At 70.8% G+C, this 26,576-nt stretch carries 18 protein-coding genes and 1 pseudogene; 10 read left to right on the forward strand and 9 right to left on the reverse strand.

What is annotated here, in order from left to right; genetic code table 11:
• Positions 1–9: 9 nt before the first annotated feature.
• The 4 genes from KBX34_RS34375 (at position 10) to KBX34_RS06720 (ending at position 3,724) form a co-directional block, all read left to right on the forward strand.
• Entirely contained in the window at positions 10–1,041 is a 1,032-nt protein-coding gene (locus tag KBX34_RS34375; RefSeq protein WP_210923782.1) for a hypothetical protein, read from the forward strand.
• Between the two features lie 187 nt (positions 1,042–1,228).
• Positions 1,229–2,887: a sodium:solute symporter family protein gene (locus tag KBX34_RS06710; RefSeq protein ID WP_088949869.1), complete on the forward strand. Its 1,659-nt coding sequence runs from the start codon at positions 1,229–1,231 to the stop codon at positions 2,885–2,887.
• A gap of 15 nt (positions 2,888–2,902) precedes the next feature.
• A complete protein-coding gene (locus tag KBX34_RS06715; protein WP_088949870.1) occupies positions 2,903–3,211 on the forward strand; it encodes a hypothetical protein in 309 nt (102 codons plus the stop codon).
• Between the two features lie 126 nt (positions 3,212–3,337).
• Complete coding sequence (locus KBX34_RS06720) at positions 3,338–3,724, forward strand: hypothetical protein (protein ID WP_088949871.1); 387 nt, start codon at positions 3,338–3,340, stop codon at positions 3,722–3,724.
• 116 nt (positions 3,725–3,840) lie between these two features.
• Here KBX34_RS06720 and KBX34_RS06725 read toward each other — a convergent pair whose 3' ends face one another.
• Positions 3,841–5,616, reverse strand: a complete 1,776-nt coding sequence (locus KBX34_RS06725) for a glycoside hydrolase family 6 protein (protein ID WP_210923784.1) — start codon at positions 5,614–5,616, stop codon at positions 3,841–3,843.
• Positions 5,617–6,233: 617 nt separating this feature from the next.
• Between KBX34_RS06725 and KBX34_RS06730 the strand changes: the two genes are divergently transcribed.
• The gene (locus tag KBX34_RS06730; RefSeq protein WP_210923787.1) at positions 6,234–7,544 is read left to right on the forward strand and encodes a hypothetical protein; all 1,311 of its coding nucleotides are present in this window, start codon (positions 6,234–6,236) and stop codon (positions 7,542–7,544) included.
• A 1-nt stretch (position 7,545) separates the two neighbouring features.
• Positions 7,546–8,244: a class F sortase gene (locus KBX34_RS06735; RefSeq protein WP_210794812.1), complete on the forward strand. Its 699-nt coding sequence runs from the start codon at positions 7,546–7,548 to the stop codon at positions 8,242–8,244.
• A gap of 74 nt (positions 8,245–8,318) precedes the next feature.
• Here the strand turns inward: KBX34_RS06735 and KBX34_RS06740 are convergent, their stop codons facing one another.
• Positions 8,319–13,400, reverse strand: a complete 5,082-nt coding sequence (locus KBX34_RS06740) for an NAD-glutamate dehydrogenase (protein ID WP_210923789.1) — start codon at positions 13,398–13,400, stop codon at positions 8,319–8,321.
• A gap of 289 nt (positions 13,401–13,689) precedes the next feature.
• Between KBX34_RS06740 and KBX34_RS06745 the strand changes: the two genes are divergently transcribed.
• On the forward strand, positions 13,690–15,654 hold the full coding sequence (locus KBX34_RS06745; protein ID WP_210923791.1) for a penicillin-binding transpeptidase domain-containing protein: 1,965 nt from the start codon (positions 13,690–13,692) through the stop codon (positions 15,652–15,654).
• Between the two features lie 710 nt (positions 15,655–16,364).
• Here KBX34_RS06745 and KBX34_RS33395 read toward each other — a convergent pair.
• The 5 genes and pseudogenes from KBX34_RS33395 to KBX34_RS06770 form a co-directional block, all read right to left on the reverse strand.
• Positions 16,365–17,372, reverse strand: a pseudogene (locus KBX34_RS33395) (arginase family protein); the annotation flags it as partial.
• 66 nt (positions 17,373–17,438) lie between these two features.
• Positions 17,439–18,362 carry a tetratricopeptide repeat protein gene (locus KBX34_RS06755; protein ID WP_210923795.1) on the reverse strand — a complete coding sequence of 308 codons (924 nt, stop codon included), beginning with the start codon at positions 18,360–18,362 and terminating at the stop codon, positions 17,439–17,441.
• A gap of 154 nt (positions 18,363–18,516) precedes the next feature.
• Positions 18,517–20,205, reverse strand: a complete 1,689-nt coding sequence (locus KBX34_RS06760; protein WP_210923797.1) for a methylmalonyl-CoA mutase — start codon at positions 20,203–20,205, stop codon at positions 18,517–18,519.
• Positions 20,206–20,496: 291 nt separating this feature from the next.
• Entirely contained in the window at positions 20,497–20,754 is a 258-nt protein-coding gene (locus tag KBX34_RS06765) for a hypothetical protein (protein WP_088949879.1), read from the reverse strand.
• Positions 20,755–20,832: 78 nt separating this feature from the next.
• On the reverse strand, positions 20,833–21,246 hold the full coding sequence (locus KBX34_RS06770) for an Asp23/Gls24 family envelope stress response protein (RefSeq protein WP_141910914.1): 414 nt from the start codon (positions 21,244–21,246) through the stop codon (positions 20,833–20,835).
• A gap of 125 nt (positions 21,247–21,371) precedes the next feature.
• Here KBX34_RS06770 and KBX34_RS06775 point away from each other — a divergent pair, with 125 nt between their 5' ends.
• A complete protein-coding gene (locus tag KBX34_RS06775; protein WP_210794802.1) occupies positions 21,372–21,938 on the forward strand; it encodes a LemA family protein in 567 nt (188 codons plus the stop codon).
• A gap of 3 nt (positions 21,939–21,941) precedes the next feature.
• Positions 21,942–23,672: a DUF2207 domain-containing protein gene (locus KBX34_RS06780; RefSeq protein WP_210923799.1), complete on the forward strand. Its 1,731-nt coding sequence runs from the start codon at positions 21,942–21,944 to the stop codon at positions 23,670–23,672.
• A gap of 94 nt (positions 23,673–23,766) precedes the next feature.
• Here the strand turns inward: KBX34_RS06780 and meaB are convergent, their stop codons facing one another.
• Entirely contained in the window at positions 23,767–24,771 is a 1,005-nt protein-coding gene (gene meaB / locus KBX34_RS06785; RefSeq protein ID WP_088949883.1) for a methylmalonyl Co-A mutase-associated GTPase MeaB, read from the reverse strand.
• 55 nt (positions 24,772–24,826) lie between these two features.
• Positions 24,827–26,026, reverse strand: coding sequence for an acetyl-CoA C-acetyltransferase (locus KBX34_RS06790; protein WP_141910917.1), 1,200 nt, complete (start codon positions 26,024–26,026; stop codon positions 24,827–24,829).
• A gap of 83 nt (positions 26,027–26,109) precedes the next feature.
• Between KBX34_RS06790 and mce the strand changes: the two genes are divergently transcribed.
• A partial coding sequence (mce, locus tag KBX34_RS06795) for a methylmalonyl-CoA epimerase (protein WP_210923801.1) occupies positions 26,110–26,576 on the forward strand: 467 nt, incomplete at its 3' end.

The following is a 26,576-nucleotide window of genomic DNA, read 5'->3' on the forward strand; positions in this document are numbered from 1 at the left end:
AGGCCACCGATGCGCCAGGATGAGCAACAGGTGAGCAACGACCATCCGGAGGCCGTCCGGTCCGCACCCGTGCCGGTACCCCCGGCCGGCGACCGGACCAACCGCTCCGACGCCCCGGAGGACGCCCTCAACGAGCGGGACGCCCTCAACGAGCGGGACACCTTCGACGAGCAGACCAGCGACCCGGACCGGACGAACGGCACCGAACGGGATGCCGCGTACGACCCGGCCGACGACGAGCGGGCCGACGACGTCGACCCGCGTCAGCGGCGGGACGACCGGTCCACCGACGAGGGCGGTTTCCACGAGCCGGGGCCGCTGCCGACGACGTTCGGCGCCACCACGGTGGCCGACGCGGTCGCCGCCTCCGCGCTGGCCAGCCCGCGCCCGCAGGACCAGCCGGACCCCCGGGCCGAGCGGACCGCCCAGCCGGGCGACGGCGCCGAGGACGGTGAGCGTGAGGGCCTGCGCGCCGACCCCACCGCAGAGCTGCACCGCCGCGACACCGATGTCGACGACGACGCGGACCTCGACGACCGCGCCGACGCGGACACCTCCGCGCGGACCTTCGTAGCGCCGGGGAGCACGGACGGCGCCCCCGAGCGGCGCGACGACCTGACCGGCGACCCGGACGTCACGGCCGGCTACGGCAGCGCCACGCCGGAGATGGTCGACCCGGACGCGGACGGCGAACCGGTCACCACCGACGGCACCAGCACCTCGCTGGAGTCCGCCGGGACGTCGCAGCCCGCCGGGTCGACCGTCGCGGCCGGGGCGGCCACGCTCCTGGACACGGACACCGCGCAGGGCTTCCGGGACCGCTGGCGGGACGTGCAGCTGCGCTTCGTCGACGATCCGCAGGCCGCAGCCGGCGAGGCGCAGTCGCTGGTGGAGGAGGCCATCCAGGCCCTCTCCTCGGCACTGGCCGCGCAGAAGACCACGCTGGGCGGGTGGCAGGACGCCGGCTCCGCCGACACCGAGCAACTGCGGATGGCGGTACGCAACTACCGGGACTTCCTGGACCGCGTACTGGGTCGCTGAGTCTCACGACCGACAAGGGGGCGCTCCGGCCGGATGGCCGGGGCGCCCCCTTGTCGTCGGCAGCCTGCCGGACCGCCCGAACGGACCCGAACACACCGGATCCCTCCAGGGGGATTGAAACCGCCCGTCCGGGGTAATACGGCGCGCGCGTACAGCCAGCGCGGACGTCGGCACGAGGGGTGACGGGATGGACGGCGACGGTCTCCGGCTCAACATGAACGGCCTGGACTACCTGATTCTGGCGCTGTACTTCGTCACCGTCCTCGGGGTCGGCTTCGCCGCTCGCCGCGCGATCCGGACCAGCGTCGACTTCTTCCTCTCCGGCCGTTCCCTGCCGGCCTGGGTCACCGGTCTCGCCTTCGTCTCGGCGAACCTGGGCGCGTTGGAGATCATCGGAATGGCCGCAAACGGGGCCCAGTACGGTGTGATGACGGTCCACTACTACTGGATCGGTGCCGTCCCGGCCATGGTCTTCCTGGGCATCGTGATGATGCCCTTCTACTACGGCTCCAAGGTCCGCAGCGTGCCGGAATACCTGCGGTTGCGGTTCAACCGCCCCACCCACCTGCTCAACGCGCTCAGCTTCGCCGTCGCCCAGGTGCTGATCGCCGGTGTCAACCTCTACGCGCTGGCCCTCGTCATGCAGGCGCTGCTCGGCTGGCCGCTCTGGACGGCGATCGTGGTCGGCGCGGCGATCGTGCTGGCGTACATCACCATCGGTGGCCTGTCCGGGGCGATCTACAACGAGGTGCTCCAGTTCTTCGTCATCCTGGCCGGTCTCATCCCGGTCACCGTGATCGGCCTGGTCAAGGTCGGCGGGTGGAACGGTCTGATGGACGCGGTCGGCGACACCAAACTCGGCGAGGCGGGCCTGCACGCGTGGCAGGACACCGGCAGCACCGCCAACCCGCTGGGCGCGCACTGGATCGGCATCGTCTTCGGCCTGGGCTTCGTCCTGTCGTTCGGCTACTGGACGACGAACTTCGCCGAGGTGCAGCGGGCCCTCTCGGCCAAGAACATGAGCGCCGCCCGGCGTACGCCGATCATCGCCGCGTACCCGAAGCTGTTCATCCCCCTGGTCACGATCATCCCCGGTCTGGTGGCCCTGGTGACGGTGAAGGGGCTCGGCGCGGAGAGCGGCGACCTCCAGTACAACAACGCCATCCCGCTGCTGATGCGCGACCTGCTCCCCAACGGCGTGCTCGGGGTCGCGGTCACCGGCCTGCTCGCCTCGTTCATGGCTGGCATGGCGGCCAACGTGAGCGGCTTCAACACCGTCTTCACCTACGACATCTGGCAGGCGTACATCCGCCGTGACCGGTCGGACGAGTACTACCTGCGGATCGGCCGGTGGGCGACGGTCGGCGCCGTGGTGATCGGGATCGGCACCGCGTTCATCGCGGCCGGGTTCAGCAACATCATGAACTACATCCAGGCGCTCTTCTCCGTCTTCAACGCGCCGCTGTTCGCCACCTTCATCATCGGCATGTTCTGGAAGCGGATGACCGCGCTGGCCGGCTTCTGGTCGCTGTTGCTGGGCACCCTGGTGTCGCTGAGCCTCTACCTGCTCTACAAGGGCGGAGTGATCGATTTCAACTCCGACCTGGAGGAGAGCTTCTGGGGTGCCGGCCTCGCCTTCGTCACGGCGGTGGTGGTCGCCGCGATCATCACCCCGCTCACCGCGCCCAAGCGGGACGAGGAACTGCGCGGGCTGGTCTACGGGATGGGCGGCATCGACCTGAAGGGCGACGTGCTCGCCGGCGACGCCGTCTGGTACCGCTCCCCCGTGCTCCTCGGCGTGATCGCGGTCGCGCTGGCCGCCCTCTTCTACATCCCGGTCTTCTAGGAAAGGGGTCGGCAGATGGACAACCACAGCCAGCCGGCACAGGACCCGCTGATCGACGAGTCGGAGGCGGAGCAACGGCGGTCCGCTGCGGCCCGGCTGTTCGACATCCGCCGGGTGATCGGTGGCCTCTTCGTGGCGTACGGGATCATCGTGACGCTGATCGGCATCTTCGACAGCCGGGCCGAGATCGACAAGGCCGAGGGTGTGCGGATCAACCTGTGGGCCGGGCTGTCGATGCTCGTCTTCGGCCTGCTCATGCTGCTCTGGCAGTGGCTGCGTCCCGCGGACCCGCCGGCCCCGAACGAGCAGCCTCCCGGGAGCTGATCGCACGGCCTGACCGCACGGCATGAGGCACGGCCCGGCCTGACCGCCGGGCCGTGCGGCATGAGCGCGGCACGAAGGGGTACGCGAGGGAATCCAGGCACCGTGTCGGACCCAGGAGGCAGCACCATGACCGATCGCGATCGCCAACCGCCGCTGGAGGACAGCCCGGAGGTGGCCTCGGCGGTGGATGATGACATCACCGTCTCGCAGTTTCGGACCGGAGGTGGGCCCGACCGGGACACTCCGGGCTTCGCCGAACCCCGCAGCCGACCCGACGACCTCGCTCCGGACACCGACGAGCTGATCGGCGACCCGTACGCCGCCGGCACCGGGGCGACCGGGACGGGCACCGGCGCTGGCGGGGACAACATCCGCACCGGGAGCGAGCAGCCCTGGGAGCCGGAGGACCTGGTGATGGCCCGCGGGCAGGACCTCACGCCGGAAAACCTGGAGAAGGCCCGCCGTGACCTGGCCGAGCAGGGCCGGGCGGCGATCGAGCGCACCGTGCCCTGATCGGGCAAGGGGGGTCCCCGGCCCGACCAGAACGGTCGGACCGGGGACCCGGGGGGAACCTGCCGCCGGCAGTGCCTCACCAACTGCCGGCGGCCGGTGGGTGTGCAGCGTTCCGGTCAGAGAGCCGGGTACGCGTTGCGCATGAGCTCCTGGAACTGGGCGGAGAACCACGCACCGGAGATCGGCGCGTCCGGCAGAGCCCCGGACGGGTTGTTGCCGTTGCGGGCGTTACCGCCGTACGTCGGGTCGCACATCCGGTCGAAGCCCTTGCCCTCGTTGTTCGGGATCTCCTTGCTGGAGCCGTCCGACTCACCCGGCGGCTTCACCCAGACGTAGGCGTCGATGCCCGTCGCCGGGTTGGCCCGCGGCCGCTCGCCGAGGCCGGCGCCGGCCTGGTTGCACCAGTTGCCGAGGTGGGCCCGACGGTCGATGCGGCCTCCGTTGACGTACGTGTCGACGCTGGTCGTGGCGCCCGGCCCGGTGGGCCGCGCGGAGCCGCCCCACCCGTTGCGGGAGGTGTCGATCAGCATGCCGATGTTGGAGTTGAAGCCGACCGAGACCAGCTTCGTGCGGAACGCCTGGGCGAAGGACAGCTCGTCGACGTAGAAGTTCCAGTCGACCCACTTGGACTGCCGCACCGTCTGACCGTTCACGTTGTCCGTGACCTTGAAGTACGGCTCAGTCAGCGCCGAGTAGTTGGCGGTGTTGGTGATGAACCCGTGCACGTTGTTGACAGTGCTGCCGGAGGCCACCGCGGCGGTCTTCAGGATGTCGGCGGTCGGGCCGAAGTTGGAGTCCCAACCGAGCCAGCCGTGGTGACCGGCGTCGATGTAGTTGTAGACGTTGCCGATCGCGCCCAGCTTGGCGAGGGCGTAGCCGACGCCGTTGACGTACGCGCCGTTGGCCTTGACCGTGTCGCACATGACAGTGCCGCCGGGCTGACCGGACGTGTTGGTGACCAGGTTCGGCAGCGAGTCGATCTCGATGACGTTGATGATCCGCAGGCTGCTGTACTTCGACTCACCCTGGATCGCGGCGATCGGGTCGATGTACTGGGCCTTGTACTTGGGCAGCTCGTCCGGGCCCAGCTCACCGTTGGAGGCGAGCGCGGAGCAGTCCCGGCCGGGCAGGTTGTAGATCACGAACTGGATGTAGCCGGCGCCCTGACGCAGCGCCTCGTCCAGGTGCTCACGCACACCGAAGGCGCCGTTGGAGCTGCTGTCCGGCGTGCCGTTGATCGCGGCGATCCGGTCCAGCCAGACGGCGGTGGGGTTGTTGGAGACCCGGCTTCCGCCGGCCTCGGCGCCCGCCTTGGCCTTCCACTCCGGGTTCACGTAGCCGCGCGCCCCGGCGTAGGGGTTGTCGACCTTGGTGCCGGGCGGCGGCGTGGTGGGCGGCGGGTCGGTGGGCGGAGGGTCGGTGGGCGGAGGCGTGGTCGGCGGGGGCGTGGTCGGCGGGGTGGTGCCACCGTTGCAGACCACGCCGTTCAGGGTGAACGAGGTCGGCTTCGGGTTGCTGCCGCTCCACGCGCCGTTGAAGCCGATGCTCGTCGACGCGCCGGTGGCGAGGGTGCCGTTGTAGGACAGGCTCTTGGCGGTGACCTGGCTGCCGGACTGGGTGAACTCCGCCGACCAGCCCTGCTGCACGCGCTGGCTGGAGTTGGGGAAGGTCCAGCCCAGCGTCCAGCCGTTGAGCGGGTCACCGACGTTCTTGATGGTGACGCTGGCGGTGAAGCCGCCGGGCCACTCGTTGCTCGTGTAGGCGATGTCGCACTGAGTCGCGGCCTGCGCCGCGGTGACCGGAATCGTCACCAACCCGCCGGCGACCAGGACACCCGCGCCGGCGAGCGCCATGGTCCGGCGTGGGCCGGACAGCCTTCTCCACACATTCATGCCACTGATCTCCTTGGGCGAGACCGGGCCCGCGTACGGCCCGGCGAGACGGCCCGGCGGGCGTCCTGCACGGACGGCCTCCGGCGCCAACGGGAATCTTTGGGGGGCGCCCGACCCGGACGGGCGATGGTGGTGGTGGTGCGCGGCCGATGCGTCGGCCGGTCGATCGGCGGCGGGACGTCGCCCGGTGAACCGGTGCCCTCGACTCCCAGCCTGCGCGGTGTGGCTCACCTCACCGCGTTGGACGATTCTCGCATGGGAGCGCTTCCATGGCAATGGCTCGATGCGTTGCGCGCGCCGGCCGTCCCTCGAACCCGTTTGGGACGATACCCCCGAGTGCGCTCGGGCAGCACGTTGCGGACCGGAGCCGCCGCGACCGGGATGACCGTCGCGGGTCGGGCACGGGGAGGCCGGAACGCCGTGCGCCGCACGCAAGGGCTTCCCGCACCTGAGACGACACTGAGCGCGGCGAAAGCCGCGTAGCACCCCTTCACCTCTTACCTGGACCAAAGGTCAAAACGCGAATCTTTCACTTCATAAGTCATGAAACCGTCTAACGTCGGTCTTAGCTCGGTTGTCGCCGGGCACAGGACAACAGGGATGGAGTGACGCAGGTCATGGCTAAGAAGATGCTCGGGAAGGTCGTTGCGGGCGCCGCGCTCGGCGGTGCATCGCTCCTGGTGTTCGCGCCGGGGATCGCGTTCGCGGACGGCCACGACGACGCCAAGGACCGCGACGGCAAGGTCTACGCCAAGCCGCACGTCGTAAAGGCTGGCGAAGAGGTCAAGCTCCTCGAGATCTGCCCGGATCGGCAGGAGCACGCGTACGTGTGGTCCAAGGTCACCGGCAAGGTCAAGCTCAAGCCGGCCCACGAAGACCGGGGCGAGGACCGCGAGTGGCGCGAGGAGGAGAACTCCTCGGACCACGACAAGGGCAAGGACGAGCACGGCAAGGACGACAAGGGCAAGGACCACGAGGGCAAGGACGAAAACGGCAAGGACGAGCACGGCAAGGACGAGCACGGCAAGGACGACAAGGGCAAGGACGACAAGGGCAAGGACCACGAGGGCAAGGACGAGCACGGCAAGGGCGAAGAGGGCAAGGGCGAAGACGGCAAGGACAAGCCGCAGCCGCCCGCCGACGGCGCCCAGCCCGGTGGCCAGGGTGGCGGCGCTGCCGCCGACGCCTACGGCGACGAGGGCAGCAAGGACTGGAAGGGCGAGGAGCACGGCCAGGACGCGGACGACAGCCGCGACAAGAAGGACTGGGACTCCAAGGACGAAGGCAAGAAGGACTGGGAGTCCAAGGACGAGCACGGCTCCGGCGAATACGGCTCGGACAAGGGCTGGGAGTCCAAGGACGAGCACGGCTCCGACGAGTACGGCTCGGACAAGGACTGGGAGTCCAAGGACGAGCACGGCTCCGGCGAATACGGCTCGGACAAGGGCTGGGAGTCCAAGGACGAGCACGGCTCCGGCGAGTACGGCTCGGACAAGGGCTGGGAGTCCAAGGACGAGCACGGCTCCGACGAGTACGGCTCGGACAAGGGCTGGGAGTCCAAGGACGAGCACGGCTCCGACGAGTACGGCTCGGACAAGGGCTGGGAGTCCAAGGACGAGCACGGCGGTTACGGCTCGGAAGAGGGCCGTTCCGACGAGCGCGACTGGGACAAGGAGCGCGAGTTCGTCTACTACGGCGAGGCCAAGGTCGACAAGGACGCGAAGCCGGGTCGCTACGAGCTCAAGGGCTCGTGCGGCGAGGGTGAGCTCGTCGTGCTGCCGCACGGCGGTGTCGACGGTGGTGACGGTGGCGCCAGCACCGGCACCGACCGTGGCCTGGCCACCGGCGGGGCGGGCCTGCTCGGCGCTGCCGCGCTGGGCGGGATCGTGCTGATGCGTCGCCGGCGGACCGATGGTTCGCTCGTCTGACGTGACGACGACACGGGCCGGCGGCCGTCACGGGAGACCGTGGCGTGCCGCCGGCGCGGCCGTCGTCGTCACCATGGCCATGATTGGCGCCGGGATGATCGGCGCCAGTCTGAAGGACACACCCGCTCCCCGACCGCCGCAGCCGTTGGCTCAGGCCGGTCCCGAGGTCACCGGGTCGGCGAGCACCACCGACGACGCCCCGCCGGTCGACGGGCAGCCGGTCGGAGACGCGCCGGCGGGACTGGCCCGTTCGGCGCCGACCAGCATCGAGATCCCCCGGATCGGTGTCGACGCGACGATCATGTCGTTGGGCACCAACCCGGACGGCACCGTCCAGGTCCCTCCGCTCGACCAGGCCGACAAGGCCGGTTGGTACGAGCCGGGTGCGAGTCCCGGCGAGACGGGCAACGCGGTCATCGTCGGGCATGTGGACTCGGCGGTGCTCGGTCCGGCCGTCTTCTTCGACCTCGGCGCGCTCACCCCCGGTGACACCGTCACCGTGCGCCGGGCCGACGGGGTGCCGGCCACCTTCACCGTCGACTCGGTGAAGTCGTACCCGAAGACAGCCTTCCCCACCGAGTTGGTGTACGGGCCCAGCGACCGGCCTGGCCTGCGGGTGGTCACCTGCGGCGGTCAGTTCGACGCGGTCGCCAAGAGCTACCCGGACAACATCGTCGTCTTCGCCAGCCTGGTGGCCTGAGCGGGGACGAAACGAAACGCGGTCCGGCCGGTCGGGGTCACCCGATCGGCCGGACCGCGTCCGGTGTGCCTGACTCAGGCGGCCGCGGAGGTCCGCACCAGGGTGCGGATCTGGCGCAGCAGCACCGAGAGGGCGGCGAGGTCCGCCCGCGACTCGTCGAACTCCCCCATCGCCCGTCGAGCGCGGTGGATCGAGGTGGCGTTCGACTGCTCCCACTGCTGCACCCGCTCGTGCGGCGGCAGGTCGCCCGGGGTGGAGTCCAGCACCTCAGCGGTGAGCGCGGCCAGCGCGGCGTACAGGTCGTAACGCAGCGCCATCCGGGCCAGCGTCTGCCAGCGGTCCTCCCGCGGCAGCAGGGAGATCTTCGACAGCAGCGAGTCCACCCGGAACAGGTCGGACAGCACGAAGTAGACCGAGGCCACCTCGCCGACGTCCCGTCCGCTGACGTTCGCGGTCTCCACCACGTCCATCAGACCGAAGCTGTACATCAGTCGGGTCGCCCGCTCGGCCAGCTCGCGGGGCAGCCCACGCTCGGTCATCGAGTCCATGTGCGAGGCGATGCCCTGCCGCTCGTCGCCGTAGAACAGGTCCTCCAGACCCGGGAGCAGTCGGGTCACCCCGTCCCGCAGCCGGGCGATCTCGGCCGGCACGTCGATCGGCGAGCGGCGGTTGGAGACCAGCCACCGCACCGCCCGGTCGAGTAGCCGGCGGGTGTCCAGGTAGACGCTGGTCTGCAACTCGGGTGCGACCTTGTTGTCCAGCGCCTCCACCGCGTCCCACAGGTCCCGCAGGCCGAACACCTCGCTGACCACCACGTACGCACGGATCACGTCCGCCGCGCTGGCCGCGGTCTCCTCGACCACCCGGAAGATGAACGAGATGCCACCCCGGTTGATCGCCTCGTTGACGAGCACTGTGGTGACGATGTCCCGGCGCAGCCGGTGCTGGCCCATCCGGTCGGCGAACCGTTCGCGCATCGGCGTCGGGAAGTAGTTGACCAGGACCTCGGTCGTCCACTCCTCGTCGGCCAGCCCTTCGGTGAGGATCTCCCGCTCCAGGACGATCTTCACGTACGCGAGCAGCACCGCGAACTCCGGCGCGGTCAGGCCCGATTCGCTGCGGACCGCCAGCTCCTCGTCCGGAGGAAGCGCCTCCAGCGCCCGGTCCAACCCGCCCGACCGCTCCAACTCGTTGATCATCCGGCGGTGCACCGGCAGCAGGGAGGCGGCCTGGGCCTGGGCGTTGTTGATCGCCCGCGCCTGGTCGTAGTTGTCCCTCAGCACCAGCTCGGCGACCTCGTCGGTCATCCCGGCCAGCAGCTCGTCCCGCTCGGCCGTGGTCAACTCGCCGTCGGCCACCGCGGTGTTCAGCAGGATCTTGATGTTCACCTCGTGGTCGGAGGTGTCCACCCCGGCCGCGTTGTCGATGAAGTCCGTGTAGATCCGGCCACCGGTCAACGCGTACTCGATCCGGCCGAGCTGGGTCCAGCCCAGGTTGCCGCCCTCGCCCGCCACCCGGCAGCGCAGGCTGCGCCCGTCCACCCGGATCGCGTCGTTGGACTTGTCGCCCACCTCGGCGTTGGTCTGGGTGGACGCCTTGACGTAGGTGCCGATGCCGCCGTTCCAGAAGAGATCCACCGGGGCGGTCACGATCGCCTTCATCAACTCCTGCGGCGACAGCTGCGTGACGTCGTCGTCCAGGCCGATCGCCGCCCGGACCTGCGGCGTGATCGGGATGGACTTGGCGGTACGCGGGAAGATGCCGCCGCCTGCCGAGATCAGCTCCGGGTTGTAGTCCTCCCACGACGAGCGGGGCAGATCGAACAGCCGCCGCCGCTCCGCGTACGAGGTGGCCGCGTCCGGGTCCGGGTCGAGGAAGATGTGCCGGTGGTCGAAGGCGGCCACCAGGCGGATGTGCTCGGAGAGCAGCATCCCGTTACCGAACACGTCACCGGACATGTCGCCGACGCCGACCACCGTGAAGTCCTGGGTCTGGGTGTCCAGGCCCAGCTCCCGGAAGTGCCGCTTGACCGACTCCCAGGCGCCCCGGGCGGTGATGCCCATCTTCTTGTGGTCGTAGCCCGCCGAACCACCGGAGGCGAACGCGTCGCCCATCCAGAAGTTGTGGGTCCTGGAGATCTCGTTGGCGACGTCGGAGAACGTCGCCGTGCCCTTGTCGGCGGCCACCACCAGGTACGGGTCGTCGCCGTCGTGCCGGACCACGTCCACGGGGGGCACGATCTGCCCACTGACGATGTTGTCGGTGACATCCAGCATCGCGCCGACGAACTCCTGGTAGCAGGCGACCGCCTCGTCCCGGTCACCCGGCTTCTGCTTCAGCACGAAGCCGCCCTTGGCACCCACCGGCACGATCACGGTGTTCTTCACCATCTGCGCCTTGACCAGGCCGAGCACCTCGGTCCGGAAGTCCTCCCGACGGTCGGACCAGCGCAACCCGCCCCGGGCCACCGGCCCGAACCGCAGGTGCACACCCTCGAAGCGGGGCGAGTAGACGAAGATCTCGAACTTCGGTCGCGGCGCCGGCAGGTCCGGAATGGCCTGCGGGTCGAGCTTGAACGCCACGTACGCCTTCGGCCGCCCGTCGGCGCGCTTCTGGTAGAAGCTGGTCCGCAGGGTCGCCTCGATCAACGTCAGGTACGAGCGCAGGATCCGATCCTGGTCGAGGCTGGACACGTCGTCCAGCGCCTCCCGGATCATCTCCACCAGCTCACCGCTGCGCTGCTGCCGCTGCTCGGTCGTCTGCTCGCCCGGCGCGAACCGGGTCTCAAACAGATCCACCAGCAACGCGGCGATCTTCGGGTACGCGACAAAGGTCTGCTCCATGTAGTCCTGCGAGAAGACCGTGCCGGCCTGCCGCAGGTACTTCGCGTACGCCCGCAGCACCACCACCTGCCGCCAGGTCAGCCCGCCGCGCAGCACCAGCTCGTTGAACCGGTCCACCTCGGCCTCGCCGCGCCACGCCGCCGCGAACGCGTTCTCCACGTGTGGGCGCACCTCGGACAGCTCGTGGTGCCCCTCGGGCAGCAGGAGGCCGAAGTCGTACAGGTAGACCCGACCGTCGATCCGGTCCACCTCGTACGGGTGCTCGTCGACCACTCGTACGCCGAGTGAGTGCAGCACCGGCAGCACGGCGGAGAGCATCATCGGTTCGCCGTACCGGTAGACCTTGAACCGGACGTCCATGGCCTCGGCGAGGTCCGCACCGGGCACCCGGGTCCCTGGTCGGGGCGCGAGCTGCTTGCGGAACAGGTGCATTTCCAGCTGGCCGGGCTCCTCCAGCAGCTCCAGCTTCGCCAGGTCCTTCATCGCCTCGTACGGCGTGTGCCCGTCCTTGTAGCCCTCCGGGAACGCGTCGGCGTACCGGGTGAACAGGTGCTTGGCCTGCTCGTCGCCGAGCTTGCGCTCCAGCACCAGCCGGTAGTCGTCGTCCCAGAGCCGGGTCGCGTCGGCCAGCTCCTCGGCCAACAGATCGGCGTCGATGTCGCTGGGCGGCCGGGTCGGGTCGGTGCGGACGATGAAGTGCACCCGGGCCAGCATCGACTCGGTGACCCGGGTGGTGTAGTCCACCCCGACACCGTTCAGCTCGCGCAGCAGGATGTCCTGCATGCGAAGTCGGTTCTGCGTGGTGAACCGGTCCCGGGGCAGGTAGATCAGGCAGGAGATGAACCGCCCGTACGCGTCCCGGCGCAGGAAGACCCGCAGCTGCCGGCGGCCCGCCATCCGCAGCACACCGACCACCGCGTGGTACAGGTCGTCGGTCTTGATCTGGAACAGCTCGTCGCGCGGGTACGTCTCCAGGATCTGGATCAGATCCTTGCCGGAGTGGCTGCGCTGACTCAGGCCGGAGCGGTCCAGCACCTCGGCGACCTTGCGGCGTACGACCGGCAGCTCGCGGACGCTGGTCCGGTACGCGGCCGTGGAGAACAGGCCCAGGAACCGCCGCTCGCCGATCACCTCGCCGTCCGAGTTGAAGATCTTGAAGCCGATGTAGTCGAGGTAGGCCGAGCGGTGCACGGTGGCCCGCGAGTTGGCCTTGGTGATGATGAGCAGGCGCTTCTCCAGCACCTTCTCGTGCGCCTCGGGCGTCATCGACGACAACGACCGCGGGTCCGGCGAATCCGAGCGCAGGATGCCCAGCCCGGTGCCGAGCACCGCCTCCAACGCCTTGCCGTCCACCGGGTCGGTGGCGTCACCCCCGGGGGCGTCCACCAGGCGGTACTCCCGGTAGCCGAGGAACGTGAAGTGGTCGTGGGCGAGCCACCGCAGCAGCTCCACCGAGTCCGTGATGTCCTTTTCCGGCACCGGTGGGCGATTGTCCGAGGTGCGGGCCGAGGCGAGCTCGTCGGCGAGCGCGAGGGCCCGCTGACGCATCTTCGGCCAGTCCTCGACAGCCTCCCGCACATCGGTGAGCACCCGCTGCAACTCGCGACGCAGCCGGTCCCGCTCGGCCGCGTCCCGGACCGGGTCGATCTCGATCCGCATCCAGCTCTCGATGATGTCGCCGGAGATCGCGTCATCCGGCTCCACGTCCGCGGAGACCTCGGTGAGCCGCCCCAGCGGCTCACGCCGGACCACCACGAGCGGGTGCACCAGCAGGTGCACGTCGAGGTGGTACGAGTTGAGCAGCGCGGTGACCGAGTCGACCAGGAACGGCATGTCGTCAGTGACGATCTCGACGACGGTGTGGTGCTGGTCCGCGTGCGGTTCGTGGATCCGCAGCTTCAACTCGCCGGGAACCCGCTGCTGGGCGAGGTCCCGGTGTGCCCGGGCCGCGTCGAGCATCTCCTCTGCCGTGAAACCGACCAGTTCCTCGTCCGGGGCGAACCGCCAGAAACGGCCGACAAGTGTCGCCGCGTCGTGGTCGTCCCCGGCGAGCGCGACAGCCTGGGCCACCAGGCGCTCCGCGTTGGGAACTGGTTCGTCGAGCTCGGCGTCCTCCACGTCGTCGGCCAACGCCTCGGTCGGCAGGCCCAGATCGTAGATGGTGTCGATGCTCGACCCGGTCAGCCCGGTGACTCCCGTGTCGAGCCGGCCGTAGCCGTCCCCGTCGGTCGCCGAATCGAAGCTGTCATCGTCCCGGCCGGAGTCATCCTGCCGGAGGTCGGGTTCCGGTTTGATCGCCGGACGCCGGTCCATCGGTGCCACTCCCCTCGACCCACCGCGTTGTGGGTCACTCTGCCGCCCAGCCTAGGCCCTGCCGTTCTTCGCCTTCGTCGGCGGACCACTGGCCAGACGTCCGGATCGGGACTTTGTCCTTTCACCCGTTGCGGGTCCGAGGTTGGCCGGCTGCGGGATACCCCGCCACGCGATGTTCATCACACGGGCGGGGCCCGTCTTTACCCGCGCTCGCACGCCTGGGGGACGTTGGGGACGGCGTTGGCGTACTACCGTGCGGGGGCAGTCTGAGATCGGAAGGACAAGCTCCATGCCCTTGTCGTACCCCCGGCCCCACCGGCCGAACCGCGCCCGCCGCCTGACCGCCGCCCTCACCACGGCGCTGCTCACGGCCGGTGTTCTCGCCGGCTGCTCGGGTGACGACGGGCCGCAGAGCACCGTCGACGCCTTCCTCAGCGGTTGGCGCAGCGGCGATCTCCAGGCGGTCGGCATGATCGACCCGACCGGCAACAAGCTGCCCTCGGCCGAGGTGACTCGCGAGATCAAGGAGCTCTCCGGCGAGCTGGCGGCCACCCCGCCCACGCTGAAGCGGCGCGGCGAGCCGAAGGTCACGAAGGACATCGCGACCGCGACGGTCCAGGTGGAGTGGAACCTGCCCGGTCAGACCCGCTGGACGTACGACCGGGAGTTACGCCTCGCGCACGGCGATGACGACCAGTGGCAGGTGATCTGGGAGCCCAGGGTGGTGCACGAGCAGCTCACCAAGGGTGACCGGTTGGCGCTGCGCCGCGACGCCGGTGCCCGGGCCGCGGTGTTGGACGCCGCGGGGCAACCGCTCGTGACTCCGCGCCCGGTGGTCCGGGTGGGCGTGCAGCCCGACGGGGTCACCGACATCAAGAAGCTGGTCAAGGACCTCGACGGGGCGTTCAGGGCGATCCGCCCGGCGCTGGTGCCCGCCGTCGACCTGGCCGACCTGCCCGAGCGGGTCGACAAGGCCGAGCCGGGTGCCTTCGTCGAGGTGGTGTCGCTGCGCGAGGAGGCGTACCTCCAGATCAAGCCCCGGATCTACGACCTGGACGGCACCAAGTTCATCTCCGCCAAGGTCGACCTGGCGCCGACCCGGGAGTTCGCCCGGGCGGTGCTCGGCACTGTCGACCCGGCGCAGGCGGACGACCTCACCGCACACCCGGACCGGTACGTCGCCGGTGACCTGGTCGGGCACGGCGGGTTGCAGGGCCGCTACGACGAACGGCTGCGCGGCGCGCCCGGGCTGACCGTGGTGGTCGAGCGGCCGGCCGAGGGCGGCAAACTGGAGTCCACCGGCACTGAGCTTTTCCGTCGGGAGCCGCAGCCCGGGCAGACGCTGAAGACCACGCTGGACGTCGCCGCCCAGAACGCGGCCGACGGGGCGCTGCGCGCCGAGTCCCGCCGCTCCGCCCTGGTGGCTCTCCGGATCAGCGATGGCGCGGTGCTCGCCGCGGCGAACGGTCCCGGGCCGGCCGGTGAAAACCTGGCCTTCACCGCCCAGGTGCCGCCGGGTTCCACGTTCAAGGTGGTCAGCACGCTGGGCCTGCTGGACCGGGGCGCTGTCACTCTGGACGGGCCGGTGGCCTGCCCGAAGACCTTCACCGTCGATGGTCGGTCCTTCAAGAACTCCGACAACTTCGAGTTGGGCTCGGTGCCGTTCCGCACCGACTTCGCCAAGTCCTGCAACACGGCGTTCGCCTCGCTGGCCCCGAAGCTCGGCGGCGACGGGCTGGCCGCTGCCGGCCGCACGTTGGGCCTGGAGGGTCAATGGGACCTCGGCACCGACGCCTTCACCGGCAAGGTGTCCACGGGCGGCAGCCCGGCCGAGCAGGCCGCGGCATCGTTCGGGCAGGGCACCACGCTGGTCAGCCCGCTGGCCATGGCCGGTGCCGCCGCCGCCGTCGCCCGAGGCCGGTTCGAGCAGCCGAAGCTCCTGCTCGACCCGGCGCCGGCCAAGCCGGCCGCGGCGGGTGAGCAGCTCAAGCCGGAATCGGTCGCGGCGCTGCGTTCGATGATGCGCGAGGTGGTCACCAGCGGCACCGGCAGCGCGCTCAAGGATGTGCCGGGCGAGGTGTACGGCAAGACCGGCACCGCCGAGTACGACGACAACCCGGCCCACACCCACGCCTGGTTCGTGGGTTGGCGGGGCGACGTGGCGTTCGCCGTGTTCGTGGAGAAGGGCGGGGCCAGCACGGCCTCGGCCGTCCCGATCGCCGAGCGCTTCCTCCGCGCCCTCCCACAGTCCTGACACCCGCGCGACAAGCGCGCCCCGCAGCGAGCGGCCCAAAGCACCGCGCACCACGAAGGCGTTGATCCACTCGGTTTCACGGAAACTGCGGTGTCCGAGCCACCTGGATACCGCGACTTCCGTGAAACCGAGTCGATCACGGCCCGGAGGGGCCGCCAGACGGGTCAGGCCGTGTCAGCTTTGTGGTGGTCCGAGGGGTCCTGGGCCGGTGCGGAAGGTCGCCGCAGCAGGCCTGGGCCGGCCGACGCGGGCGGACCGACCGGCTCCGGTTCGACCAGCTCCCGCTCGACCGGCTCCCGCTCGAACGTGGCGGCGATGTCCGCTGCGACGGTCGACTGCTCGGACCGGGCCTGACCGTTGGTGACTGCTGGTTCCGTCTCGGCCACGATGTCATGCGGCGTTGTGCCCCCGAAGAAGCGGCCGTCGGAAGAACCAACGCCGGCAGACCCGAAGCCCGAGGGTGCGTCGCCGGCAGACCCGAGATCGGAGGGTCCGGCCTCCGCGAGCGACCTGGCGTCGACGGACGGGTCCCACGGGGCAACGTCGGCGAACGATTCCTCGCCATGAATCGCGCTCGGCAGCGCATCGAGCCGCTCGGCAGCAACGAGCTGATCGAACCGCTCGCCCCGCTCCAGCCCATCAGGGCGCGCACCACGAACGAGCCCATCGAGCTGGTCGGCACGGTCCGGCCCGTCGAGCCGCTGGGAGCGGTCGGGTCGTTCGGTGGTGCCCGGGGTCCGGCCGTTGCCGCGCCGGGGGCCGGGGGTCGGCCGGACCGAGAGCAGTCGGGGCGGCACCGCTTCCGGTGCGCTGACCGGAGCCAGGCCGGCGACCACGGTGTTGACGATCTCGGCAGCGTACGAGCCGTCCGGGTCGTAGTCGGGGTCGAAGACGGTCAGCTCCACGCCGAGGCAGTGCGGGGTGTCGACCAGGCCGGCGAGCAGGATCTCCAGCTCGGCGAAGGCGATGCCACCCGGGTCGGGAGCGTCCACGGCGGGCATCACCGCGGGGTCGAGCACGTCCACGTCGATGTGCACCCAGTAGCCCGCGCAGTCGGCGAGCTGCTCGTGCGCCCACTGGGCCGTGCGGGCGGCACCTTCGGCGCGCAGCGCGGGGACCGGCCGGGTGGTGATCCCGGCGGCCTGGAGGTCGAGCCGATACTCGTCCTGCGCGCGGATGCCGAGCACCACCACGTCGATGTCGCGGAAGTAGGGTCGGCGGCCCTCCAGGGCGGCCAGGTCGGCCTGCCCACGCCCGGTGACGAGGGCAAGGTCCTCACCGGCAGCCGCGCCGACGTAGGAGGCGTTGCCGGGGTGCCGGAAGTCGGAGTGCCCGTCGACGAAGACCAGCCCGATCCGCCCGCCGACGGCCTCACCGAGGCGGTGCATGGCCAGCGCCGAGCCGAGCAGCACCGAGCAGTCGCCGCCCAGCACCACCGGGAACTCCCCCCGGTCGATGATCGAGCCGATCCGTTCGGCGAGCGCCAGCGAGTAGTCGGCGATCTCCCGGGCGTGGCACACGCCGTCGCCGGGCCGCCAGTCGCCCGGGTCGTACCGGGGTGGGGTGATGCAGCCGGCGTCGCGGGCACGCAGCCGGGCCAGCAGGTCGTGGTCGCGCAGCGCGCCGGGCGCCTTGCCGCAACCGGGGACCGACGTGGACGTCGGTGGCCGCAGGCCAAGGTTTGTCGGCGCGTCGAGGACGGCGATCCGGCGCATCATGAGCTCCCGTCCTCGGTGGTCGGGCGGGCCGGCCGGAACGCCGGCCCGCGCTGGCGTGCTACGAACTCAGAACAGGGCGCTGGCCAGGGCCCGGCGTGCCGAGGCGACCGCCGGATCGTCCGGGCCGGCGATGGAGAAGAGCGAGACCAGGTGCTGGCGGACGGTCTCGCGGTCCTCGCCGGCGGTGCGCCGGACCAGACCGACGAGCCGGGCGTACGCCTGCTCGGCCAGGCCGCTGAGCACCTCGATGTCGGCGGCCAGCAGCTGGGCGGCCACGTCGTCGGGGGCGCTCTCGGCGGCAGCCATGGCGGTGGTGGGGTCTGCGCCGGCCACCCGGCGGGCCACCCCTACCTGGGCCAGCCCCGCGGTGGCAGCGGCGTCCGCGGGCGCGTCGGCCAGGATCTTCCTGTACGCCTGCTCGGCGGCGTCCAGATCCCCGCTCATCAGCGCGTCGTCCGCCTCGTCGAGGCGGGGGTCCTCCGGCTCGGCGACGGCCACGCCGCCGGCCTTGAGGACGGCCTGGAGCCACTGCCGAAGCTGCGCCTCGGGCACGACCCCGGAGAAGGCGTCGACGGGCTGCCCGCCGACGACCGCGTAGACCATGGGAATGCCCTGGACCCGGAACATCTGGGCGATTCGCGGGTTTTCCTGCACGTCGACCCGTGCCAGCACCCAGGGGCCGTCGCCCTCGGCGTTCAGCCGTTCCAGCACCGGGGCGAACTCGTCGCTCTCCGGGAAGCCGGCGGCGCCGAAGAACACGACGACGGGCATGGCCATCGACCGTTCGAGCACGTCGGACTGGATTGTCGCCTCGGTGACGTCCACGATGGCGGTGTTACCGCCTGCGGTGGGCGCGCCCGGGGCGCCGTTGGACGGGCCGCCCTGCGGGGGCGTGCCGGGGCGGGGACTTGCTGGTGCGGGGCCACGCAGCGTGCTGAGGTCGACCGCGCCGCGGGTGAAGATCGACGAGGTGATCCGTGGGTCGCTCATGGTTACCTAGTCTCGCACGTGAGCCCCCGATCTCAGCTCACCCGCAACCCCGACGTTGCAACTCTCACGCCCCACCCCCACCCCCGGCGATCGGCCATTTCTGCCGCCCGGAAGCGGGCAGCGGATGCGTGATCGACGGGGGTGGTGGTATGGGTCAGAAGCGGGCGGGTTCGCGGTAGGTGCCCCATTCGGCGCGGAGCGCGTCGCAGATCTCCCCCAGGGTCGCTTCGGCGCGGACCGCGTCGAGCATGGCGGGGATCATGTTCTCGTCGGTGCGGCTGGCGTCGACCATCCGGGCCACCGCCGCACGGACCGCCGAATCGTCCCGGGCGCCCTTGCGCTCGGCGAGCACCCGGCGCTGCTCCAGCTCCACCTCGTGCGAGATGCGCAGGATCTCCAGCTCCTTGGCGACCGTGCCGGTGTGGCAGTTGACCCCGACGATCTTCTTGTCGCCCTTTTCGAGAGCCTGCTGGTAGACGAAGGCCGACTCGGCGATGTGCCCGGTGAACCAGCCGTCCTCGATGCCGCGCAGGATGCCCGAGGTCATCGGGCCGATCTGGTGCGGCCCGTCACCGCCGAGCTGCCGGATCCGGGCGAAGATCTCCTCCGCCTCGGCCTCGATCTTGTCGGTCAGTGCCTCGACGTACCAGGAGCCGCCGAGCGGGTCGGCCACGTTGACCACACCGGTCTCCTCCATCAGCACCTGCTGCGTACGCAGGGCGATCTCGGCGGACTCGTCGGTGGGCAGCGCCAGGGTCTCGTCCAGCGCGTTGGTGTGCAACGAGTTGGTGCCGCCGAGCACCGCCGCGAGGGCCTCGACGGCTGTGCGTACGACGTTGTTGACCGGCTGCTGCGCGGTCAGCGACACACCGGCGGTCTGCGTGTGGAACCGCAGCCAGAGGGCCTTCTCGCTGGTCGCGCCGTAGACGTCGCGCAGCCAGCGGGCCCAGATCCGGCGGGCGGCCCGGAACTTCGCGATCTCCTCGAAGAAGTCGAGGTGCGAGTCGAAGAAGAAGCTCAGCCCGGGCGCGAAGACGTTCACGTCCAGCCCGCGCGAAAGGCCCAGCTCCACGTAGCCGAAACCGTCGGCCAGGGTGTACGCCAGCTCCTGCGCGGCGGTCGAGCCGGCCTCACGGATGTGGTAGCCGGAGACCGACAGCGGCTTGTAGCGTGGGATCTCGGCGGCGCAGTATTCCATCAGGTCGCCGATCAGGCGCAGGTGCGGCTCCGGGTCGAAGAGCCACTCCTTCTGCGCGATGTACTCCTTGAAGATGTCGGTCTGCAGTGTGCCGTCCAGCTTGGACAGGTCGGCGCCCTGCCGCTCGGCGGCGACCAGGTACATGCAGAACACCGGCACGGCCGGGCCGGAGATGGTCATCGAGGTGGTGACGTCGGCCAGGTCGATGCCGTCGAAGAGCGCCTGCATGTCGGTGGCGGTGTCGATGGCGACGCCGCAGTGACCGACCTCGCCGAGCGCCTGTGGGTCGTCCGAGTCGCGGCCCATCAGCGTCGGCATGTCGAACGCGACCGAGAGGCCGCCGCCGCCGGCGCCGAGGATCATCTTGTAACGCTCGTTGGTCTGCTGGGCGTTGCCGAAGCCGGCGAACTGCCGAATCGTCCAGGTCCGTCCGCGGTATCCGGTCGGATACAGACCCCGGGTGTACGGATATTCGCCCGGCCAGCCGATCCGTTCGAAGCCGGGATAGGTGGCGCCCTCCGGCGGCCCGTAGACCGGTTCCACCGGCATGCCGGAAAGCGTGGTGAAGTCGGCGTCCCGCTTGCGCGCGGCGTCGTAGCGGGCCTGCCAGCGCGCGCGTCCGGCGTCGATCTCGTCGGCGTCCATGAGCAGGGCTCCTCCTCGGTTCCTCGACAGCACGTCGAGTGTAAGGCCCTCACCTGAACGATCGCTAAGTCACGTCGTACCGACGGGTAACGTGCGCTGGGCCGACTCCGGAGCGGCGGCAGGCCGAGTGCGTGGATCGCCGACGTCCAACTCTCGCCCGGTTTCGGTGCGGCGGTGGCCGTTGCCACCGCCGCACCGGCACGAGGGGACCCCGGTGGCACGACGGACGTCCGTCATTCCCCGACGACGGGCACCTGCCGCCCACCGCCACCCGAGGTCACGAGACTGATCTCAGTAACGGGTCTTCACGAGGAACTGGTAACCAACCACCACGGTGCCGCTGTTGTTGTACATCGGCCAGCACTGCTGGGGCGACGTCCACGACGAGACGTACGTCGGCCGGGCCGCCTTGCACGCCGACATCGTCGGGTACATCGGGCTGTTGTAGTCCGCGAGAGCGGGCGACGCGGTGCCCAGCACGATGCCGCCGGCCAGGGCGGCAGCAGCAATGAGGGTGCGGCGGCGCGGACGACGCAGAATCTTCGGCATCTTTACTCCATTCCGGTGGACCCTCCACTGAGGATCTTGACGTCAGGAGCTTAGGGCACCCACCGGTGCGCGCTCAGGTCAGACCGTCGAAGCCGAGGGTGCACCCATCGCCACGTCGTCGACCCGGATGTTGATCTCGTCAACTCGCAGCCCGTACGCTTCGACCGCCTCGGTCACCCTCGCCCGGACCGCGTCGGTCACCTCCGGCACCGGACGGCCAGCGTCGATCACGATGACCAGGTTGATCACCGCCGCACCGTTGGTGACGTGCGCCGAGCAGCCGCGCCGGGCGTCGCCCACCTGGTCGAGCCCGATCTTGTCGAGCACCGTGTTGAAGAACCGGGCCACGTCGCCGCCCAGCTCGGCCACCCCGGGCACCGCTCGGGCGGCGGCCGCCGCGATCTTCTCCACCACCTCGTCGGAGACGTGCGTGCTCCCGCCCGCCACCGCGTCCGGGGTCACCGACAGCTCCTGGGTCGCGTCGTCAGCCATGCTCTCCCACCCACCCGTCGCACCGGCCCCGCGCCGGCGGCGTGGGGGCCGTGCGAGCGTACTAGGGCGACGTCCGCTGTGGACGCCCGGTCGGTGCGGCACGCCCCGTTCGCTATCTTGCCCAGATGACATCGATCCTTGCCGCCGGCCTCGTGGGCTCGGCGGTGGTCCTGCTGGTCGCGGTGTGGCTGATCCGGGTCTACAACAAGCTGGTCCGCATGCGCAACCAGGTCGATGCGTCCTGGTCCCAGATCGACGTGCAGCTCAAGCGACGGCACGACCTGGTCCCGAACCTTGTCGAGACCGTCAAGGGATACGCGTCGCACGAGCGCGGCACCCTGGACGCCGTGGTGGCGGCACGCGGGGTGGCGATCGCGCACAGTGGCGGCGACGCGGGGCGGGCCGACGCCGAGAACGCGCTGAGCCGGGCTCTGGGTCGTCTCGTCGCCCTCGCCGAGGCATATCCGCAGCTGCGGGCGAGCGAGAATTTCGCGGCGATGCAGAGCGAGGTGGCCACCACCGAGGACAAGATCGCCTACTCACGGCAGTTCCTGACGTACGCCGTCCAGCAGTACAACACGGCGATCGAGAGCTTCCCCACGAACCTGGTCGCCGGCATGCTCGGCTTCCATCGGCGTGAGTTGTTCACCGTGGCCGACTCCGACCGTGCAGTGATCGCGATCGGTTTCTAGGCCGTGCCCGACCTCCTCCTCGCCGGTGCCAGTCTCGGGCTCTGGCTCCTCGCGTACGCGGCTTGCCGGGTCGCCACCCGCCCACTGCCGCCTGCCGCCCTACCGGCCACCATGGATCTCGGCCCGGAGCCGCCCGCCGTGGCGGGCTTGCTGGTCGACGGCGGGTCGACTCACGCGGGCGCAGCGGGTTCGACGCTGCTCGACCTGGCCGCGGCCGGCTACTACGAGCTGCGACAGCCGGACGCCGACCCCTATGGGACCACCATCCATCTCGCCGGGGAGCATCCCGACGAGGGCGGCCTACGGCCGTACGAACGGCAGGTGCTGGCGCGGGTCCGCGAGCTCGCCGTCGACGGTGTGGTGCCGCTGACGGCGTTGACCTTCCGGGACGACAACGAGTCCAGGACCTGGAACAGCCGGCTGCGCGCCGCCGTGGTCGCCGATGCCCGCGCGGCCGGGCTGTCGCAACGCCGATTCGGGCCGACGATGATGACCGCGCTGTACCTCGGGGCACTCGCGGTCGGCGTGGTCTGCGGCCTCGTGGCTGTGCACCGCACCCACCTCCGCTGGACGTTCCTCGTCTCCCTCACCGTCGCCGCTGTGCTCGCGGGCCTGGTGCAGCGCATCGGCGAGCGCGCCACTCCGGCCGGGTCGAAAGCCACCGCCCGCTGGCTCGGGGTGCGGTCCTGGCTGCGAAACCACCAGCAGTTCGCCGAGCTGCCGCCGTCGGCGGTGGCGATCTGGGACCGCTACCTCGCGTACGGCGCCGCGCTGGGCGTGACCCGGCAGGCCAGCGACGTCCTCGACCTCAGCGCCGGTGTCCGGCGCAACCTCTGGTCGACCTACCACGGCGGTTGTCGCAGGATCCGGGTGCGCTATCCGCGAGGACGCCCCTGGTACGGCAGCGGCACCCCAGCCCTGTTCCTCCAGGCGCTGCTGGTCGTGCTGGCGGGAACGCTCGTGCTGATCGTGGCCGGCCACGCGGGCTGGTACGCGCTGCCGGGGTACGTGCTGCTCACCGGCGGCGCTTACCTGCTGATCCGCACGCTGGTGGACCGGACGCGGTCCGTGACCATCACCGGCCGGGTGCTCGCGCTCCACCTGCGGCGGGCGCAGGACAGCCCACGAGTCAGCCACCTCGTGATCGACGACGGGACCGCCGACGAGACCACCGCCTGGGCGCTGCCCCACGAGTGGGGCGACCGCTGGCGGCAGGGCGACGTCGTGACGATCACCGTTCGGCCGTGGAGCCGACGCGTCATCGCGGTCAGCGCGCACGCACCGGCAGACCCGGGCCCCCGGCCGTCGGCCGGACCCGACAGCGAACTGACCGGCCCGTTGGTCACCGACGTCTTCGGGGAGGTACGTCATGTGCGGGCCGGGCCGCTTCCGGTGTCCGTCGAGGACGTCGCGCGGTTCGTCGGTCAACCGGTACGCGTGGAACGCCGCCCGCAGCGCGTCGACTTCCGCTCCGAGCTCGACGACACCACTGTGCTGCGGGCCGCGTGGGCGGATGGTACGGCGGGACGGATCGCGTGGCGGGCCAACGCGCGCGGTGTCGCCACCCCGCTGCCGGGCATCGGCGACGAGGCGTACGCCAGCGGCAACCGGGTGGTGATGCGCGTCGGCGACACCACGCTGGTCCTCACCGCGCTCGGCGGCGGGCGGGTGGGCGCCCCGCACCTTCCGTGGCTGCTCAGCAGGTGTGAACGGGACGCCCTCACACGCACCTGACTGCCAGCACCTCGCCGGACGTCGCCGGGACGCGACCCGCCGGGTCGTTTCGGCTCAGCAGACCGCGCGAGACGGCGACCAACGAGCGGGCGGGTCAGCGGGCGAGCTGGGCGAGCAGGGTGTCCGCCGCCGCGTACGGATCGAGGCCGCCCTCGGCCACCTTCGCGGCGAGCGTGGCCAGCTCCGTACCGTCGCGTAGGGAGCCGATCCGGGCCCGGAGGATGCCGAGCGCGATGGCCTCGACCTCGGCGGCGGCCCGCGCCTCCTGGCGGCGGCGCAGCTCGCCGTGCTCGACCAGCCAGCCCCGGTGCTTGTCGATGGCGGCGGCGATGTCGTCGATGCCCTCGCCCCGCGAAGCGACCGCGCGGACCACCTGCGGCCGCCACTGCCCGGGGCCGCGCTCACCGAGCGCGATCATGCCCTGGATGTCGCGGACGGTCGCGTCGACGCCGTCGCGGTCGGCCTTGTTGACCACGAAGACGTCGGCGATCTCCAGGATGCCGGCCTTGACCGCCTGGATCGCATCGCCCATCCCGGGTGCGAGCAGCACCAGCGTGGTGTCGGCCAGCGACGCCACCTCGACCTCGGCCTGCCCGACGCCGACGGTCTCCACCAGCACCACGTCGCAGCCGGCGCCCTCCAGCACCCGGACCGCCTGCGGCGTCGCTGCGGACAACCCGCCGAGATGCCCCCGGCTGGACATGGACCGGATGTAGACGCCCGGGTCGGTGGCGTGGTCCTGCATCCGCACCCGGTCGCCGAGGATCGCGCCGCCGGTGAACGGGCTGGACGGGTCCACCGCCAGCACGCCGACCCGGTGCCCGCGTGCGCGCAGTGAGCGGACCAGCTCGTTCGTGGTGGTCGACTTGCCCACCCCGGGTGAGCCGGTCAACCCGACCACCTGGGCCTGCCCGGCGTACGGCGCCAGCGCCGCGGCGACCGCCGGCAGCAGCGGGTCGCCGTTCTCCACCAATGTGATCAACCGGGCCACCGCGCGGGGGTCGCCCGCGCGGGCCCGCTCGACCAGCTGCGGTACGTCCCGACTGCGGCGCACCGACGTGCTGCCAGCTGCCGGGACCTGCTCGGCCGCCTCGCTCACAGTGCCGTCTTCGTTCGCGACTGCGGTGCTCGCAGAACCGGCTCGCTCCTCGCGCTCACCGGTCCGCCGCTGCGCTTCCCGGCACGTGGATGATCAGCGCGTCGCCCTGGCCACCGCCGCCGCAGAGGGCCGCCGCGCCGGTGCCGCCACCGCGTCGCTTCAGCTCCAGGGCGAGGGTGAGGACGAGACGCGCGCCGGACATGCCGATCGGGTGCCCCAGCGCGATCGCGCCGCCGTTGACGTTGACCTTGTCCGGGCTGATCCCGAGGTCCCGGGTGGACTGCACGCCGACCTGGGCGAACGCCTCGTTGATCTCGATGAGGTCCAGGTCCGCGACGCTCAGGCCGCCCTTCTTCAGGGCGTGGTTGATCGCGTTGGACGGCTGCGAGTGCAGGGAGTTGTCCGGGCCCGCCACGTTGCCGTGCGCGCCGATCTCGGCCAGCCAGGTCAGCCCCAGCTCGATGGCCTTGGCCTTGCTCATCACGAGCACGGCGGCGGCGCCGTCGGAGATCGGCGACGAGCTGCCGGCGGTGATGGTGCCGTCCTTGGCGAAGGCGGGGCGCAGCTTGGCCAACGATTCGACTGTGGTGTTCGGGCGGATGCCCTCGTCCTCGCTGATGACCAGCGGGTCGCCCTTGCGCTGCGGGATCACCACCGGGGCGATCTCGTCGGCGAAGTGGCCGTTCTTCTGCGCGGCGGCGGCCCGCTGGTGGCTGGCGGCGGCGAAGGCGTCCTGCTCTTCGCGGGTGATGCCGTGCCTGGTGCCGAGGCGCTCGGTCGACTCACCCATCGAGCAGCAGTCCCAGGCGTCGCTGAGCCCGTCGTGTGCCATGTGGTCCTTGACCACCACGTCGCCGTACTTGTAGCCGGTGCGCTGGCCCATCAGCAGGTGCGGGGCATTGGTCATCGACTCCATGCCGCCGGCCACCACGATGTCGAACTCGCCGGCACGGATCAGCTGGTCGGCCAGGGCGATCGCGTCCAGGCCGGAGAGGCAGACCTTGTTGATGGTCAGCGCCGGCACCGACATCGGCACGCCAGCCTCGACCGCCGCCTGCCGCGCCGGGATCTGACCGGCGCCGGCCTGGAGCACCTGCCCCATGATCACGTACTGGACCTGGTCCGGGCTGACGCCGGCCCGCTCCAGCGCCGCCTTGATGGCGATCCCGCCGAGCTTCGTGGCCGGAAGGTCCTTGAGGTTGCCCAGCAGCCGCCCCATCGGGGTCCGCGCGCCGCTGATGATCACCGAAGCCATGCCTGCCTCCGAAGGGGGTGCCGAGCTGTTCGAGGGGGGTGCCGAGCTGTACGCCTTAACGCTTGTTCGGCCAGACTAACGCCATGACTGAGAACTCCCCCGCCGAGCCCGGTGAGGACTACGTCACGGACATCGGGCTTCGCAAGATTGACCACGTCGGGATCGCGGTCGCCGACCTGGACGCCGCGATCGACTTCTACCAGCGGACGTTCGGGATGCGCTGCGTACACGTCGAGACCAACGCCGAGCAGGGCGTGCGGGAAGCGATGCTGTCCGTCGGCCCGACCACCGAGGGCGGCTGCGTGCAGTTGCTCGCCCCGCTGACGCCGGAGTCGACGATCGCCAAGTTCCTGGACCGCAACGGGCCGGGCGTGCAGCAGGTCGCGTACACCGTGGCTGACATCGACAAGGCCTGCGCGGCACTGCGCGAGCGGGGAATGCGGCTGCTCTTCGAGACCCCGAGACGCGGCACCGCGAACAGCCGCATCAACTTCGTACACCCGAAGGACGCCGGCGGCGTCCTGGTGGAACTGGTGGAACCCGCCCCCAC

Source organism: Micromonospora sp. M61 (assembly GCF_018070245.1).
Classification (GTDB): Bacteria; Actinomycetota; Actinomycetes; order Mycobacteriales; family Micromonosporaceae; genus Micromonospora; species Micromonospora zamorensis.

What these genes read in the sequence shown, in the direction of transcription:
- KBX34_RS34375 (WP_210923782.1), top strand. Translation starts at nt 10, where the DNA reads ATGCGCCAGGATGAGCAACAGGTGAGCAACGACCATCCGGAGGCCGTC.
- KBX34_RS06710 (WP_088949869.1), top strand. Translation starts at nt 1,229, where the DNA reads ATGGACGGCGACGGTCTCCGGCTCAACATGAACGGCCTGGACTACCTG.
- KBX34_RS06715 (WP_088949870.1), top strand. Translation starts at nt 2,903, where the DNA reads ATGGACAACCACAGCCAGCCGGCACAGGACCCGCTGATCGACGAGTCG.
- KBX34_RS06720 (WP_088949871.1), top strand. Translation starts at nt 3,338, where the DNA reads ATGACCGATCGCGATCGCCAACCGCCGCTGGAGGACAGCCCGGAGGTG.
- KBX34_RS06725 (WP_210923784.1), bottom strand. Translation starts at nt 5,616, where the DNA reads ATGAATGTGTGGAGAAGGCTGTCCGGCCCACGCCGGACCATGGCGCTC.
- KBX34_RS06730 (WP_210923787.1), top strand. Translation starts at nt 6,234, where the DNA reads ATGGCTAAGAAGATGCTCGGGAAGGTCGTTGCGGGCGCCGCGCTCGGC.
- KBX34_RS06740 (WP_210923789.1), bottom strand. Translation starts at nt 13,400, where the DNA reads ATGGACCGGCGTCCGGCGATCAAACCGGAACCCGACCTCCGGCAGGAT.
- KBX34_RS06745 (WP_210923791.1), top strand. Translation starts at nt 13,690, where the DNA reads ATGCCCTTGTCGTACCCCCGGCCCCACCGGCCGAACCGCGCCCGCCGC.
- KBX34_RS06755 (WP_210923795.1), bottom strand. Translation starts at nt 18,362, where the DNA reads ATGAGCGACCCACGGATCACCTCGTCGATCTTCACCCGCGGCGCGGTC.
- KBX34_RS06760 (WP_210923797.1), bottom strand. Translation starts at nt 20,205, where the DNA reads ATGGACGCCGACGAGATCGACGCCGGACGCGCGCGCTGGCAGGCCCGC.
- KBX34_RS06765 (WP_088949879.1), bottom strand. Translation starts at nt 20,754, where the DNA reads ATGCCGAAGATTCTGCGTCGTCCGCGCCGCCGCACCCTCATTGCTGCT.
- KBX34_RS06770 (WP_141910914.1), bottom strand. Translation starts at nt 21,246, where the DNA reads ATGGCTGACGACGCGACCCAGGAGCTGTCGGTGACCCCGGACGCGGTG.
- KBX34_RS06775 (WP_210794802.1), top strand. Translation starts at nt 21,372, where the DNA reads ATGACATCGATCCTTGCCGCCGGCCTCGTGGGCTCGGCGGTGGTCCTG.
- KBX34_RS06790 (WP_141910917.1), bottom strand. Translation starts at nt 26,026, where the DNA reads ATGGCTTCGGTGATCATCAGCGGCGCGCGGACCCCGATGGGGCGGCTG.